This is a genomic window from Yoonia sp. R78084, assembly GCF_044595625.1.
Lineage (GTDB): Bacteria > Pseudomonadota > Alphaproteobacteria > Rhodobacterales > Rhodobacteraceae > Yoonia.
Genome location: NZ_CP138993.1, coordinates 1,163,710 through 1,178,856 on the forward strand (window position 1 = coordinate 1,163,710; position 15,147 = coordinate 1,178,856).

At 59.3% G+C, this 15,147-nt stretch carries 12 protein-coding genes; 5 read left to right on the forward strand and 7 right to left on the reverse strand.

All coding sequences use genetic code 11. The annotated features are described in order from the left end of the window. Positions 1 to 94: 94 nt before the first annotated feature. From SJY29_RS06015 to SJY29_RS06025, 3 genes are all read left to right on the forward strand, one after another. Positions 95 to 1,180: a TRAP transporter substrate-binding protein gene (locus SJY29_RS06015; protein WP_055293004.1), complete on the forward strand. Its 1,086-nt coding sequence runs from the start codon at positions 95 to 97 to the stop codon at positions 1,178 to 1,180. A gap of 110 nt (positions 1,181 to 1,290) precedes the next feature. Next, on the forward strand, positions 1,291 to 2,235 hold the full coding sequence (locus tag SJY29_RS06020) for a TRAP transporter small permease subunit (RefSeq protein ID WP_110278611.1): 945 nt from the start codon (positions 1,291 to 1,293) through the stop codon (positions 2,233 to 2,235). A gap of 18 nt (positions 2,236 to 2,253) precedes the next feature. Beyond that, a complete protein-coding gene (locus tag SJY29_RS06025) occupies positions 2,254 to 4,608 on the forward strand; it encodes a TRAP transporter large permease subunit (RefSeq protein ID WP_400087895.1) in 2,355 nt (784 codons plus the stop codon). A 70-nt stretch (positions 4,609 to 4,678) separates the two neighbouring features. On the opposite strand, the gene SJY29_RS06030 is transcribed toward SJY29_RS06025, so the two are convergent. The 4 genes from SJY29_RS06030 to SJY29_RS06045 form a co-directional block, all read right to left on the reverse strand. Beyond that, complete coding sequence (locus SJY29_RS06030; protein WP_400087897.1) at positions 4,679 to 5,485, reverse strand: arginyltransferase; 807 nt, start codon at positions 5,483 to 5,485, stop codon at positions 4,679 to 4,681. Between the two features lie 73 nt (positions 5,486 to 5,558). Next, on the reverse strand, positions 5,559 to 6,002 hold the full coding sequence (locus tag SJY29_RS06035; protein WP_400087899.1) for an RDD family protein: 444 nt from the start codon (positions 6,000 to 6,002) through the stop codon (positions 5,559 to 5,561). A 75-nt stretch (positions 6,003 to 6,077) separates the two neighbouring features. Further along, positions 6,078 to 6,515 (reverse strand): DUF2852 domain-containing protein, encoded by a 438-nt coding sequence (locus SJY29_RS06040; RefSeq protein ID WP_400087901.1) that lies wholly within the window; start codon positions 6,513 to 6,515, stop codon positions 6,078 to 6,080. Positions 6,516 to 6,632: 117 nt separating this feature from the next. Then, positions 6,633 to 7,103 carry a YbaK/EbsC family protein gene (locus SJY29_RS06045; protein WP_400087903.1) on the reverse strand — a complete coding sequence of 157 codons (471 nt, stop codon included), beginning with the start codon at positions 7,101 to 7,103 and terminating at the stop codon, positions 6,633 to 6,635. Between the two features lie 80 nt (positions 7,104 to 7,183). Between SJY29_RS06045 and SJY29_RS06050 the strand changes: the two genes are divergently transcribed. Both SJY29_RS06050 and SJY29_RS06055 read left to right on the forward strand, forming a co-directional pair. After that, positions 7,184 to 9,949 (forward strand): glutamine-synthetase adenylyltransferase, encoded by a 2,766-nt coding sequence (locus tag SJY29_RS06050; RefSeq protein ID WP_400087905.1) that lies wholly within the window; start codon positions 7,184 to 7,186, stop codon positions 9,947 to 9,949. Next, positions 9,946 to 10,215, forward strand: a complete 270-nt coding sequence (locus SJY29_RS06055) for a hypothetical protein (RefSeq protein ID WP_110278617.1) — start codon at positions 9,946 to 9,948, stop codon at positions 10,213 to 10,215. The genes SJY29_RS06050 and SJY29_RS06055 overlap by 4 nt, the downstream gene beginning before the upstream one ends. Positions 10,216 to 10,257: 42 nt before the next feature. Here SJY29_RS06055 and SJY29_RS06060 read toward each other — a convergent pair whose 3' ends face one another. The 3 genes from SJY29_RS06060 to edd all read right to left on the reverse strand — a co-directional run bounded on the left by SJY29_RS06060 (position 10,258) and on the right by edd (position 15,050). Continuing rightward, complete coding sequence (locus SJY29_RS06060; protein WP_400087907.1) at positions 10,258 to 12,447, reverse strand: methyl-accepting chemotaxis protein; 2,190 nt, start codon at positions 12,445 to 12,447, stop codon at positions 10,258 to 10,260. A gap of 79 nt (positions 12,448 to 12,526) precedes the next feature. Further along, positions 12,527 to 13,165, reverse strand: a complete 639-nt coding sequence (gene eda, locus SJY29_RS06065; protein WP_400087909.1) for a bifunctional 4-hydroxy-2-oxoglutarate aldolase/2-dehydro-3-deoxy-phosphogluconate aldolase — start codon at positions 13,163 to 13,165, stop codon at positions 12,527 to 12,529. Between the two features lie 79 nt (positions 13,166 to 13,244). Beyond that, the gene (gene edd, locus SJY29_RS06070) at positions 13,245 to 15,050 is read right to left on the reverse strand and encodes a phosphogluconate dehydratase (RefSeq protein ID WP_400087911.1); all 1,806 of its coding nucleotides are present in this window, start codon (positions 15,048 to 15,050) and stop codon (positions 13,245 to 13,247) included. Between the last annotated feature and the right edge of the window lie 97 nt (positions 15,051 to 15,147).

Below are 15,147 nucleotides of genomic sequence, written 5' to 3' on the forward strand. Positions count from 1 at the left end.
TTAACTTTCAATCTGCGGCGCTAGGATGCGGGAACCTAATACAGGTTCGTGCTCTGGGAGGAGCCGGACAGAGTTACAACTGGGAGAAAACTATATGGATCGTCGTTCCTTTCTAAAGAATACCGCTATTGGTGGTTCGGCTGTTGCCGCATCGGCACTGGCAGCACCAGCAATCGCGCAGGGTGGACGCACATTGACGATGGTAACATCGGTGCCTGACGGCTTTGCCGTCTTTGATGATGCCGCAGTCAAGTTTGTTGACCTTGTCAACAGCATGTCCGACGGTCAGATCACAATCGAAAAGCGCGCAGCAGGCCAGCTGGTCGGTGCATTCGAAGTGTTTGACGCTGTGTCTTCGGGCCAGGCAGACGTCTACCACTCGGCTGACTACTACTTCGGCGGTCAGCACCCAGGTTACTACTACTTCACTGCTGTGCCTTTCGGTGCAACAGGCGGCGAGATGATCAGCTGGTACCAGCATGGCGGCGGTAAGGAGCTGCACGACGAGCTGGGCGAAATCTTTAACCTCAAGTCGTTCATGTGCGGCAACACAGGTCACCAGCCAGGTGGTTGGTTCAACAAAGAGATCAACTCTGCCGCTGACCTGCAGGGTCTGCGTTTCCGCATGCCAGGCATCGGTGGTCTGGCGCTGGGTCGCACAGGCGCATCCGTTCAGAACATTCCAGGCGGCGAAATCTATCAGGCGCTGTCTTCGGGTGCCATCGACGGTGCCGAGTGGATCGGTCCTTTCGCGGACGAGCGTCTTGGCTTCCAGGAAGTCTGTGAATTCTACTACACAGGTGGTTTCCACGAGCCAGGTTCAGTTCTGACATGTGCGTTCAACCGCGATGTGTGGAACGAGCTGACACCAGCCCAGCAGGCGATCTGTGAAACAGCCGCCGCTGCAACACACCACTGGAGCCTGTCACAGTCCAACTACAACAACGGTGCCGCATTGCTGCGTTTGCAGCAGCAGGGCACCAAGATCATGCAATTCCCTGACGATGTCTGGGATGCATTCGGTCGTGCATCAAAAGAAGCACTGGACGAGTTCATGGGTGACGAGCTCTTCGCGCGTATCCGTGCAAGCCAGGAAGAAGCGGCTGCTGCGACTTATGCTTGGACGTCCATCTCGGACAACGTGTTCCAGCAACAGCGCGCACGTTTCAACGCACTCTAAGGCGTTTGTTTCGGCCGCATAGCGGCTGAAAATCAGCCATCGTATAGGGCCCTGCCAGTGGCGGGGCCCTATCCGCAAAACAAGACGATCATCAATGCGGGGGAGTGACCATGGGACTGGTCGAAGCATGGGGCGGTAATGCGATCGGGTGGTTTTTTGCCAACCTGATTGAGGCGTTCTACAACTTCTTTTATGCGATCTTTCATCCGGGCCAGTGGTTGTCTTGGGTGCCCACCATCAACGGGGCAATGGAGACCGAGCAGAAAGAAGCGCTGATGCGCTTCATCTACTACGGGGCCTCCGTCGAGTTCTTCTTTGTCGCATTGGCAGCGTTTCTCGTTTTCACAGCGGTCGGTCTTTATAACAACCGGATCATGTGGGGCTATGTGCGCGGGCTTGAGGGCTTTGCGAACATCGTCGGCCGCGTTGCGGCATGGGCGGGTTTGCTTATGGTGCTGCAGCAGATCGTCATTATCTTCATGCAGCGGGTCTTTGCTGTGGCCGAAATCAGCGTCGGCTTCGGGGCCAGTTTCACCAAAGATGTCAGCTGGTGGTCCGAAGAACTGAAATTCTACAATGCCATGATTGTATGCCTTTGCGCCGCCTACACATTTGTGCAGGGCGGCCATGTGCGCGTCGATCTGGTCTATTCCGCCGTCAGCTATCGCACCAAGCGCGTCATCGACATGTTCGGGTCCATTGTGTTCATGCTGCCCGGAGCGATTATTATCTGGCTTTACGGCTGGTTCTTCTTGTGGCGTCACCTTGTGGTGCCGAACCCGTCGGCCTCGGATACGCTTGACCGTTTGCTGACCAAAGCCCGCGCGCTGCGGTGGAATATCGAAACCATCGGTTTCTCGCCCAACGGCTTTAATGCGTACTTCCTCTTCAAGGTTTTGCTGGTGACCTTCGCGCTGATGGTCATGTTGCAGGCTGTTGCTTTCTTCTACCGCTCGTATCTTGAGTGGAAAGAGGGTCCTGAAAGCGAAGGCAAATACCTTGATAAAGACGAACTCGGCGATCCGACTGCCGAACTCGTCGCAGACATCCACTAAGAACAGGGCGGTAAAGACATGCTTTTCGGATTAGATGGCATCGAAATCGGTATCATTATCGTATTTCTGACGCTCTTTGCGGGGATCCTTTCGGGCTTCCCTGTGGCCTTTGCAATCATGGGCTCTGCGGTGATTTCGTTCGCGATTATCGCGGGGCTGGATAGTGCGGGTCTCTTGATTCACGCGGCGGTCGACTCAAGCTCGGCCGAGTTCCGCGCCTTGGTCAACGAGGGGGTACGACAGGAAACGATCTCGGTCTTCAGTCACCCCGAACTGCCACGCTACGAGGGGCCGTTGTTCCCGCAAGGCTGGGAAGTGGCGCTGGACCGCAACATCGGCTTTATGGTCAACCGCATGAACGAGCGTGTGCTTGCGGGCCAGTCGATTGAAACGCTGCTCGCGGTTCTGATGTTCGTGATGATGGGCATCGTGCTCGAGCGGTCGCGGATTGCGGATGAATTGCTGACCTCGATGGCAAAGGTCTTTGGCCCGCTGCCAGGTGGTTTGGCTGTGTCCATCGTGATCGTGGGTGCTTTCCTTGCTGCGTCCACAGGCATCGTAGGTGCAACTGTTGTGACCATGGGTCTGCTGGCGCTGCCGACCATGCTCAAGAACGGCTACTCGCCCGAACTCTCGACCGGCGTCATCGCCGCATCGGGCACCTTGGGGCAGATCATTCCACCGTCCATCGTGATCGTTCTCTTGGGGACGCTGGCCGGTGATATCTATTCGGCGGCGCAGGAAAACCGCGCGCAACTGGCGGGCTGTACCGATGCCTTGACCTATCTCGGCTCACCTGCCGTGTTGTCAGTCGGGACATTGTTCCAGGCGGCGCTGTTGCCCGGTGTTCTTCTGGCAACGCTCTATGCGGGCTATGCGTTCATCTTTGCGTTGATCAACCCGAGCAAGGCACCGGCGGTACAGTTTGCCGATAGTGCAGGCCGTGAAGTGATTACGCGCAACGAAGGCCTGACATGGCTGTTGGCTGTACCTGCGGGTATCATCGCCCTGACCATCGGCATGGGGCAGGTGAACCTTGTGGGTTCGCAATCCGTCCTTGTGGACAGCTTTACAGACGCCAGTGAAAACGCATCACTGCGCACGCGCGTCGGTGAGGAATGTCAGGCATCCATGATCGAACTGCACGGGATCGAGGCATGGGAAACCGCTGTCGCCCAGCAGGCGGCGATTGAAGCATCGGGTGGTGCGACGGCATCGCGCGAACTGACACCGGAAGAGCGCGCAGCGGCTGTCGTACAGGCCGCCGAAGATGCAGCCCCGATTGGGACAGGTATTGCGGTTCTTGCCGTTCTGCTGGGCCTTCTGCTCGCACTGGCACGTGGTGTGGCACCAAGTGCCGATCATCGCCCGCTTTGGCTGGGGGCGGCAGGTGTTGGCCTGATCCTGCTGGCCGATATCGTCTTGATCACGCCGCTGACGTCGCCCGGAGTGACGACGATGATCTTGGTGATCCCGCTTTTCGTGACCTATCTGGGTATGCGGCATGCGGTCAGATATCTGGCCGGAAACGAGATCATGCGTGTGGTCTTCCCGCCGCTCGTCCTGATCGTTGCAGTGCTCGGATCCATCCTTGGCGGTATCACCAACCCGACACCTGCTGCGGCCTTGGGTGCGGGCGGTGCGATCCTGCTGGCGGCCTACCGCAAGCGGAAGGATCAGGGGCTTTCTGGGCGGATCGTACTCCTGACCGCTGGCGCGATTGTTGTCATGCTCGTGATTGGCGGCAACTTCGATTTGCGCCTTGGACAGGAAGTGGTGCTGTTTGAGAACCGTCTGGCCTATCTGGTGGCTTTTGCCGCGTTCCTTTACGCGATGTTCGGCTTGCTCTGGTCTTGCTGGGTTCTGATCGCGGGCGGTGTATTGGCACCGGTTGTGCGCGAGACGGCCAAAGTGACCTCAATGGTCTTCACCATCCTGATCGGTTCGCAGCTTTTGAACCTCGTGCTGATCTCATTTGGTGGCGAACATTACATCCAGCAGTTCCTGCGCTCATTCGACAACGAATGGACCGTGTTCCTGCTGGTGATGCTGGTGCTCTTTGTGCTGGGCTTCGTGCTCGACTTCCTCGAGATCATCTACATCGTTATCCCGATTGTGGGGCCTGTCATCTACGGCGGCACCTTCGATCCCAAATGGGTGACAATCATGATCGCGGTGAACCTGCAGACATCCTTCCTGACACCGCCCTTTGGCTTTGCGCTGTTCTATCTGCGCGGGGTTGCGCCCAAGTCGATCACGACGGGCCAGATCTATAAGGGTGTGATGCCGTTCATCGGTATTCAGGTTGTTGCACTGCTGCTTTTGGCCTTCGTGCCGGGTGTGGTGACGATCATCCCGAACCTGTTGAACTAAGCCGGAGCATAACAAGAAAAGGGCGGTGCCGATGGCGCCGCCCTTTTTCATTTGCATGTGAAATCGGTGCTCAGCTCCGCCCGTCCGGCAGGTCGATCCGCGCCACCTGTTCCGCAATCGGATCGGTCGAGAGCGGGTGCAGGTCGGCGCGATATTCCGACGGGTCAGTGACGGGCGTCCACTCACCGCCGCGGTACACTTCAAGGCCCTTATACTTGGCTTTATAGTCCATCTTGGGGCTGCCAGGCACCCAATAGCCCAGATACACGTAAGGCAGGCCCAATTCACGGGCGATGGCGATATGATCCAGAATAACGTAGGTTCCGAGCGAGAGTTTCTCATTGGCGGGATCGAAAAAGGAATAGACCATCGACAGCCCGTCATCGAGGATATCGGTGAGACAAACCGCTGTCAGATCCTGTTCGGTCGTGTATTCGATCAGGCGGGACCGGATCGGCGTTTCTTCGACCATCGCCGCGAATTCGAACATATCCATGTCAGCCATGCCGCCTGTGGCGTGCCGCCCGTCAAGGTATTCGCGAAAGAGGTCATATTGCTCTTCCGTCGCCCATGGGGATGTGGCGCGGCGGTTCAGATGCGCGGCCCGCTTGGCGACACGGCGCTGACTGCGGCTGGGGGTGAATTTCGACACATCAATCCGCGCCGACATACAGGCCGAGCATTCCGCGCAAGAGGGGCGGTAGAGCACGTTCTGCGACCTGCGAAAGCCCTGCTTTGACAAAGAGTCGTTCAGCTTGGTGGCCATATCGCCCTGTAGCGCCGTAAAGAGCTTACGCTCCATCCGCCCTTCCAAATAAGGGCATGGCTGTGGGGCAGTTACATAAAACTGCGGGGCAATGGGAAGCGTGTGGCGCATGCGAGGTCCGGTTGATTTCCACAAAGCTTAACAATCTGTTTACCCTGCGCCAAGCCCCCCGTGTGCGACATAGTTAATGGTAGATATTCACGGCTTCGGTCCCCAGGACCAGATCGGTCAGGCCCTGGCCTCGTTGGGTGACCAGCATCAGGATAATCGAGATAAGTTGCAGAGGGGCCACCGTGATACTGATGCTATATCCAAGCGTATGGGCAAGCGCCAAACCGGACGAGAGCGGCGCGCCGCGATGGTCGCGGAACCGGATGCCCATCAGGCGCATCCCCCATGTCGATGACCCGTTTGCCAGCGTGAACCAGCGATAGATGAAGCCCACAACCAGCATCAGGAAGGGAAAGAAGAAGATGCCGGTAAAGGCCGTAAACGGCAGCACCAATGCACAAAGCATGGCGATCATGACAACGTCGAACACCCAGGCAATACCGCGTTTGAGTGTCACGCCCTCATAGCGTTCGGGGTCATAATCAAGATGGGGGGCGTATGCGTAAGACGTGGTCATGGTGAACTCATGCATCAAAGGGGCAGGGAAGGGCGACCTGCCGGGGAAAGCGGGCCGCCCTTGGGGGTGCTGCGCTTAGACAGCGGCAGGACCGGTGTTTTCGTCGTCAGCGTCCGTCATCTTCTTGGCGCGGTCGTCCATGAACTGGTCGAACTCTGCCTTGTCCTTGGCGTCACGCAGGCGCTTGAGGAAGGCCTCGAACTTGTCCTGCTCTTCTTCCAGACGCTGCAGCGTTTCGGCCTTATAAGCGTCAAAGGCGCTGTTGCCCGAGGATTGACCCATGTGGCGTGTGCGGCTGCGGGTTTTGGACGAACAGGAAGAATTGAACATGCGTTTGCTCCAGATCATATAGGCAAGAAGGGCAAGGCCGATGGGCCAGAAGACGATAAAGCTGACAACCATGGCGGCGATCCAGGCACCTTTGCCACGCTCATCAAGCCAAGCCTCGACACGGGCAAAAAAACCGGGACGGTTGTGCATTGCCATTGGGGAATGGGATGTGGCGGTGTTCATGGTTGGGCTCCTTAGCTATCTGTGTGTGTCTATGTGAATGATTTTCACATCACCGATATTGGAGGTTTGACACCCTGCTTCAAGTCCTGATGTAAATGTTTTTTACATTTACTTTTATTATAACGTAAATTCAGATACTTGCGCGCTGGAAATTTTCAAAAGATCCGCTGGCGCTATGGGGAAAATATGCCTTGGCGTGCCTGCGGCGGCGTAGATCAGCGGAAAATCCAGGAGTCTCGGATCGAAAAACGCGGTGATCGGGGCAAGGTGGCCCACGGGTGCAACCCCGCCAATCGCAAACCCCGTTTGGGCGCGGATCAGGGCGGCGTCAGCCTTGCCCAACGGCTCGTCCGCTACGGCACTGGCTTTGGCCGGATCAACGCGGTTGCCACCTGCGGTGATGAAAAGGATCGCGCGCCCGCTGGTCTGCCCTGCAAAAATCACCGATTTCGCGATCTGGTCGAGCGCGCATCCCGCAGCATCGGCGGCCTGCTGTGCCGTGCGCGTTTCGGGGCCAAGCTCCAGTGGCGCAATTTCGTGGCCGGCTTCCGACAACGCTGCCACCACCCGTTTGAGACTTTTGCTCATGATCGTCATGTCCTTTTTGGGGCCAGTTTACCCCTGCGAGACGGATTGACCAGAGCGCAACTGCGCCGCAGTGTGGGGCCATGTCATTTGCTGCACGCATCACCCGTTCGCCTAATCCTTTCGATGTTGATCGGGGGCAGGATGCCCTTGCAGGGTTTGCGTCACTGGCACCTGAACTGCGCAGTCTGATTGCCGGAACGGCGGGGTGCAGCCCGTTTCTGGCCGATCTGCTGCGTCGCGAGGGGGCGTGGATCGAAGCGGCCTTTGATGATCCCGAAGCGGCGGTTGCCGATCTTTTGGCGGATATTCCCGAAGTGGCACTGTCCGATCTGCCGCTTGCCTTGCGACAGGCCAAGCGGCGTATCGCGCTGCTCACAGGTCTTGCCGATCTGGGCGGTGTCTGGCCGCTGGAGACGGTGACGCAAATTCTCACAGATTTTGCCGATGCGGCAGTACAGGCGGCAGTCAGCCAGCTGGTTGCGGCCGAGGTCGCGCGCGGCAAACTGCCTGATGGTGGAGACCCTGCCGATGCAGGCGGCATGGTGGTGCTGGCCATGGGCAAGATGGGCGCGGGAGAGCTGAATTATTCCTCCGACATTGACCTGATCTGCCTCTTTGACGAAACGCGTTTTGATCCTGACGATTATCACGAAGTGCGCAGTGCCTTCATTCGCGTCACCCGCAAGATGACCGCAATCCTGTCGGACCTGCGCGAGGGCGGTTATGTCTTCCGGACAGACCTGCGTTTGCGTCCTGATGCCTCTGTCACGCCGGTCTGCCTGTCGATGGAAACCGCCGAGCGCTATTACGAAAGCGTGGGCCGCACGTGGGAAAGGGCGGCCTTTATCAAGGCGCGGGTCTGCGCGGGCGATCAGGCGGCGGGGGCACGTTTTCTTGAAACCCTGCGCCCCTTCGTGTGGCGCAAGCATCTGGATTTCGCAGCCATTCAGGACGCACATGACATGCGCCTGAAAATCCGCGACCACAAGGGGCTGCACGGCCCGCTTGTGCTCGAAGGCCATAATATGAAACTGGGGCGCGGGGGTATCCGCGAGATCGAGTTCTTCACCCAGACCCGCCAGTTGATTGCGGGCGGGCGGGACCCGTCCCTGCGCGCCCGCCAGACCCGCGAAGGTCTGCTGGCGCTGGCCGCGGCAGACTGGATACCATTGCAGACCGCCGAGCAACTTTACGACCACTACCGCCATCACCGCGAGGTCGAACACCGCTTGCAGATGATCAATGATGCACAAACCCAGACCTTGCCGCAGGATGCCGCCGGATTTGACCGGCTGGCGGCCTTTATGGGGCTGGACACAGCGGCATTGCGCACGGATCTGCGCGACAGGTTGGAAGATGTCCACGCATTGACCGAGGGGTTCTTCAGCCCCGATGCGCCATCTGGTGACCCTGAAACGCTTGAATGGGGGCAGGACATTGTCGCGCGCTGGCACAGCTATCCGGCCTTGCGATCGTCCCGCGCGACCGAGATTTTTGCCCGCATCACGCCCAAGATCATGGACCGTTTGCAGGAGGCTGCGAAGCCGGATGAGGCTTTGGCCCAGTTTGACGGATTTCTTGCGGGGCTGCCTGCGGGGGTGCAGCTGTTTTCGCTTTTTGAGGCCAACCCGCATCTGACGCAGTTGATCGTCGATATTTGTGCAACGGCACCGGCTCTGGCGCAGTATCTGTCGCGCAATTCGGGTGTGCTGGACGCGGTTCTAGGCGGGGCGTTCTTTGCAGAATGGCCCGGCAAGGCGGCACTTGTAGATGAATTGAACGGGGTCATGGCGGCCTCCGACGACTATGAGACCCAGTTGCTGGCTGCCCGTCGCTGGGCCAAGGAGTGGCATTTCCGGATCGGCGTGCATTTCCTGCGTGACTTGACCGATGCCGCCCAGGCCGGCGCGCAATATGCCGATCTTGCCGAGGCTGTCGTTGTGGGCCTCTGGCCTGCCGTGGTGGCTGATTTTGCCCGCAAACACGGGCCCATGCCGGGGCGTGGTGGTGCGGTGATTGCGATGGGTTCGCTGGGGGCTGCTCGGTTGACGGCCACCTCTGATCTCGATCTGATCATGGTTTATGATGCGCAAGGGGTGGAAACGTCGGACGGCCGCAGGCCGCTGCCCACCCGCACCTATTTTGCCCGTCTCACGCAGGCATTGATCACGGCACTGAGCGCGCAAATGGCCGAGGGACGGCTTTATGAAGTGGATATGCGTTTGCGCCCCTCGGGGCGGCAGGGCCCTGTGGCGACATCGCTGGCCTCATTCGAGGACTACCAGAAAAACGAAGCCTGGACATGGGAGCATCTGGCGCTGACCCGTGCGCGTGCGATCGCGGGTGATGACAGTCTTTGCGCAGAGATCGAGGCGTTTCGCCGGGCGCTTTTGCAGGCCAAATCGGGGGGTGCAAATATTTTGGCTGATGTGGCTGACATGCGCGCGCGGATCGCGACGGAAAAGGGGCAGGGTGCCGGATGGGACACCAAGATCGGCCCCGGGCGCTTGCAGGACATCGAGCTTTTTGCGCAGACCGTTGCGTTGAAAACCGCTGACAGTGCTGCGGATACCTTGCAGCAGCTACTGGCCGGTGTTGCAGATGGCTGGCTGACAGCAGGTGATGCGGAAACACTGGGTGCTGCCTTTGATCTTTTCTGGCAGTTGCAGACGGCGCTGCGGTTTCTGGCCGGTGAAGAAGGCGAGTTAAGTGATCTCTCCGAGGGTGCAAGACGCTTGATCCTGCGCGAAACAGGCGCGAAAGATGTCGAGACGCTTCTGGCTGCGTTGCTTGTCACGCAAGAACAGGCCGCCGCAATCATTCAACGATACCTGGAGGCCGCATGACGGACGAGGCACTTTTTGATCCCAAGGGGCTGATACGCGAATCCTTTGCGATTGAAGGCATAGGCGCACCGGAATGCCGGAGCATTTTTCTGGATTGGGCGCTCGGCCTGCCTGCAGGCTATGATGTGCGGATCGAGGCAAGCAAGCTCATCACGCATTATCGTGATCACGCACCGCAGGCGCATCCAATGCTGGAGACTTTGCGCGCCGCGCTCCAAGAGCCACCGAAACCAAGACGCAAAGGGGGACGGAGCGGGCGCATCTAGCACAGTGAGCTATTCCTGCACTGCCGCCCTGATCTGTTCTGCTCAGAAGTCCTCCCACGCCGGTTGCGCCGCTATACGTGCTGTATTGTGCGGCCTACCTGTCGTGGGCAGATGTGTGTTTGCAATCGCATCACGCAGGGCGTTTCCGGCGTCGTAGGGTACGGCGGGTTTCGCGCGCTCTGATGTCGTTTTGAACTTGCCTATCAGGGCTTTGAGTTGGCTTGTTTCCGTCGCCAATGCATCCCCGCGTGTGATCGAGTCCTGCACCATTGCGGCGTTTTGCTGGGTGACTTGATCCAGTTGGTTCACGCCAACATTGATCTCCGACAGACCAATCGCCTGTTCCTCTGCGCTGGTCGCGATCTGGGATGTCATGGACGCGATGTCGTTCACCTGTGTGATAATCGCTGACAAAGCATCCCCCGCATGTCCGACCAGTTGCGTGCCTTGGGACACATGGCGTGAACTGTTTTCGATCAAGCCGGCGATCTCCTTGGCGGCATCGGCCGACCGTTGGGCCAGTGCGCGCACTTCAGAGGCGACGACGGCAAAGCCCCTGCCGGATTCACCCGCACGTGCGGCCTCGACCCCCGCGTTCAGCGCCAGAAGGTTGGTCTGGAACGCAATATCGTCGATGACGCCGATGACCTGTGTGATCTGCTGTGAGGAATGTGCGATCGCGTCCATGGCGCTGACGGCCTGTGTGACGATTTCCCCGTTTTTCGCCGCCTCTGCACGTGCTTTCGTCACCGAGATGTCGACCGATTTTGCGTGTTCGGCCGCCGAGCGGACGCTTGCGGTCAACTGATCCAGCGCAGCGGCCGTTTCTTCAAGGGTCGCGGCCTGATTTTCGGTGCGTTGGGAAAGATCTGCCGTGGCGATATTTGAGTTTGTTGCGTTCTGACCAATCAGCGCTGATGTTTCAATGACACGCAGTATGGCGCTGTGAAGTCCCTGAATGGCGGCGTTGAAGTTGACCCGCAGCTCTTCATATTCCGGTGCGAAGGGTTCCTTGATTTCCACAGTAAGATTGCCTTGTGCAAGTGCCGCAAGCTGGCGTTTCATCGTGCTGACCACCGCGTCCTGTTGGGTGCGCAGTTTTGCCTGCTCGGCCGCGCCTGCGATCCGTTCGACCTGCGTGTCGCGGAATATCAGGAGTGCCCGCGCCATGCGCCCCAATTCATGCGGGTGCTCGGTGCCGGAAATGGTGACTTCGTTGTCGCCCGAGGCCAGCCTGTCTGTGACGTCTGCCAGCCTTGCGATGGCGCCGCTGATCCAGCGCCCGATGACATAGGCGGCAGCGAGCGCAAAGAGCGTTGCAACACTGCCCACAACCGGGATGACAGCGCGTATCTGAGTGACGATCGTGCTGCCTTCGGCGCCAAGATCGCTTTGGCGGTCGACGATCGCTGCGGCGACATCGTCCAACCGCTGCTGCATTTCCGGACCTATCCGGTCGAGTACCCCTGTTTGGATGGTCTGCGCATCGGCATTTGTAACAGTAAAGGCATTAAGCAGTTCAGGATAGCCGTTCATCAGGTCTTTGATCCGGTTGACGACCTCAGTGATGTTGTCCTGGCGGTTCAGTGCCTCCAAGCGGTTCAGTGCGTTGCCAAAGGCGGTATACTCTGTGGTGAACTCGTCAAGGTCAGCGGTGTCACCTGATGCCAGATAGCGCTTTCCGGCCAGAATGGCCGTGTACAGGGTTTGCAGGCACCGTCCCACTGCTGATGTGAGTGCCGGATTGGCCGACTGCAGGGCGAGGTTGAAGGCCGTTCCCGTTTCCCTTTGAAGCTGGTCCGAGCGCGCAGAGAAATCGCGTTCCGCCGCATCGGCAGCTTCGATTGCGTTGGCCATAAGGGTGAACTGTGCCTGATATATGCGCGCTGCGTCAAAGATGGTTTCGACTGCGGCCAGTCTGTCAGGCGCATTTGCGAATGAGTCCAGAAAGCCGGTGCCATCCAACACCTCATCAATATTGCTGCTGACCTGTTGACGGAATACCGGTTCCGGCGTGATCCGGTACTGCAAGGCCGCCTGTTGCGCCTCGAAGATATCTTCCACAAAGGCCGAGATGGCGATGTTCTGGCGCGCGATCTGCCGGTATTCATCATACACGTTGCCAAGCGCGCCGACCGTACGGTGCGCAAACACGGCCAGGCCAACCAGCATCAGCGTCACGATGAGAAAGCCGGTGTTCACGCGTCGCGATATCGGCCATGAGTCAAGCATTGGCGGTTCCTCAAATCATTTGAGAAACCCCTAAAGCCAATTTCCTAACATGGCGTGAAAGCCGCCACGCAGCCTGCGTTTATGACAGAGCAGCAGCCTCGGCGGCCAAAGCAGTGATGCCGGCCCAATCCTGCACATCGACCAGATTCTTGGGTGCGACCCAAGAACCACCGACGCAGAGTGTATTGCTTAAACCCAAGTAATCGGGCGCATTTTTCAGCGTAACACCACCTGTCGGGCAGAATTTCACCTGCGGGATCGGCGCGCCGATGGCCTTGAGTGCAGGGGCGCCGCCGTTGGCTTCGGCGGGGAAGAATTTTTGCACGGTATAGCCGCGTTCCAGAAGGCGCATCGCCTCGGAGGCTGTCGCGGCACCGGGCAGGAGCGGCAGGTCATTGGCTTCACAGGCGTCCAGCAAACGATCCGTGGCGCCGGGCGATACGCCGAAGGTCGCACCGGCGGCTTTGGCGTCTTCGACGTCTTTGGGGGTCAAAAGCGTGCCTGCGCCAACTACACCGCCCGGCACCGTCGCCATTTCGCGGATCACATCCAAGGCAGCGGGGGTGCGCAGTGTCACTTCCAGTGCGGGCAAGCCACCGGCGACAAGCGCCTGTGCCAATGCGGCTGCGATACCGGCATCATCAACGACGAGGACCGGCACGACAGGGGCCATGAGGCAGACTTTGGCGGCGGCGGCAGAGGCTTCTTGTGGGGTCATTTCAGGATCCTAGCGTAGGGTGTGCGGGGCATGTGTCGGAGCCTCCGGCGGAAGTTTGATTGGACATGGAAAGGGCAGCTCAGACAACGACACCTGCGCCTTCCGCAGCGAGACCGACAGTCTGGCGGAACACCTCGAAGAGTTCGCGGCCGACGCCGGTGCCGTTGCCGCTCAGGTCAGCGGTGGCGGGGGTGCGGGTGGAAAGATCGACACCTTTGACTTCGATCGTACCGGTTGTCGCGTCAAGACGGATGATATCGCCGTCGCGGATCAGGGCGATGGGGCCGTGATCGGCGGCTTCGGGGCAGACGTGGATGGCGGAGGGGACTTTGCCCGAAGCGCCCGACATCCGCCCGTCAGTGACGAGCGCGACCTTCAGGCCACGGTCCTGTAGAACAGCCAATGTCGGTGTCAGACCATGCAGTTCGGGCATCCCGTTGGATTTGGGGCCTTGAAAACGGACGACGATGATCGTGTCTTGCGTGAACTCGCCTGCTTTGAAGGCGTCTTTGACGGCCTCTTGGGTGTGGAACACACGGGCAGGTGCCTCGACCACGTGACGCTCGGTGGCCACGGCAGAGGTTTTGATCACGCCGCGCCCGAGATTGCCGGACAATTGCACCAAGCCGCCCTGCGGTTGGAAGGGATCCGTGACGGGGCGCAGAATTTTTTCGTTCAGCGATGTGGTTGTACCTGCGGCGTATTCCACGCGGCCATCCACCAGTTTGGGTTCCTGCGAATAGCGTTCCAGACCTTGCCCCGCGACGGTCTTGGTATCGTCATGCAGCAGGCCAGCGTTCAGCAGTTCGCCGATCATATAGCCCAGCCCGCCTGCGGCGTGGAAGTGGTTCACATCGGCCAGACCGTTTGGATAGACTTTGGCCATCAGCGGTGTGACGGCGGAGAGATCGCTGAAATCCTCCAGATCGAGGATCACGCCAGCCGCTTTGGCCATGGCGGGCAGGTGGATCACAAGGTTGGTGGACCCGCCCGTCGCCATCAGACCAACGATGCCGTTCACAAAGGCCTTTTCATCAAGGATGTCGCAGACAGGCGTGTAGTCATTGCCAAGCGCCGTAATTTCCAGCGCGCGTTCTGTGGCGGCCGTGGTCAGCGCGTCGCGCAGCGGTGTGCCGGGATTGACGAAAGAGGCACCCGGCAGGTGCAGGCCCATGAACTCCATCAGCATCTGGTTGGAGTTGGCGGTGCCATAGAAGGTGCAGGTGCCGGGGCCGTGGTAGGAGGCCATTTCGGCGGCCATCAGCTCTTCGCGCCCCACGTTGCCTTTGGCGAATTCCTGACGCACGCGGGCCTTTTCGTCATTGGGCAGGCCGGACACCATGGGGCCTGCGGGCATGAAGATGCCTGGAATATAGCCGAAAGTGGCAGCGGCCATCACAAGGCCTGGGACGATTTTATCGCAGACACCCAAGTAAACCGCGCTGTCAAAGACGTTGTGCGATAGGCCCACACCTGCGGCCAGCGCGATCACATCGCGCGAGAAGAGTGATAGTTCCATCCCCGTTTGCCCTTGGGTCACGCCGTCGCACATCGCAGGCACGCCGCCTGCGACCTGCGCGGTACCACCGGCCGCACGGGCGGCGGCGCGGATCAGATCGGGGTAGGTTTCAAACGGCTGATGCGCCGAGAGCATATCATTGTAGGCGGTAATAATGCCGATATTGGGGGTCCGGCCAGCCGTCAGCGCGTCTTTGTCACCGCCCATTGCGGCATAGGCATGGGCCTGGTTGCCGCAGGTCAGATGCGACCGGCGCGGGCCTTCGGCAGCCGCGCGGGCCATCGTGTCCATATACTTCCGGCGCGGCCCTTCCGAGCGGGCGCGGATCCGGTCGGTAACTTCGGCAATTTTGGGGTGCAGTGACATGACATCCTCCCTCGATCTGTTTACGGATGCCTTAACACGACCCGTTAGCGCTAACAAGGGGGCGAGAGGACGCATGGAAGAGATTGCAGCGGCGCGC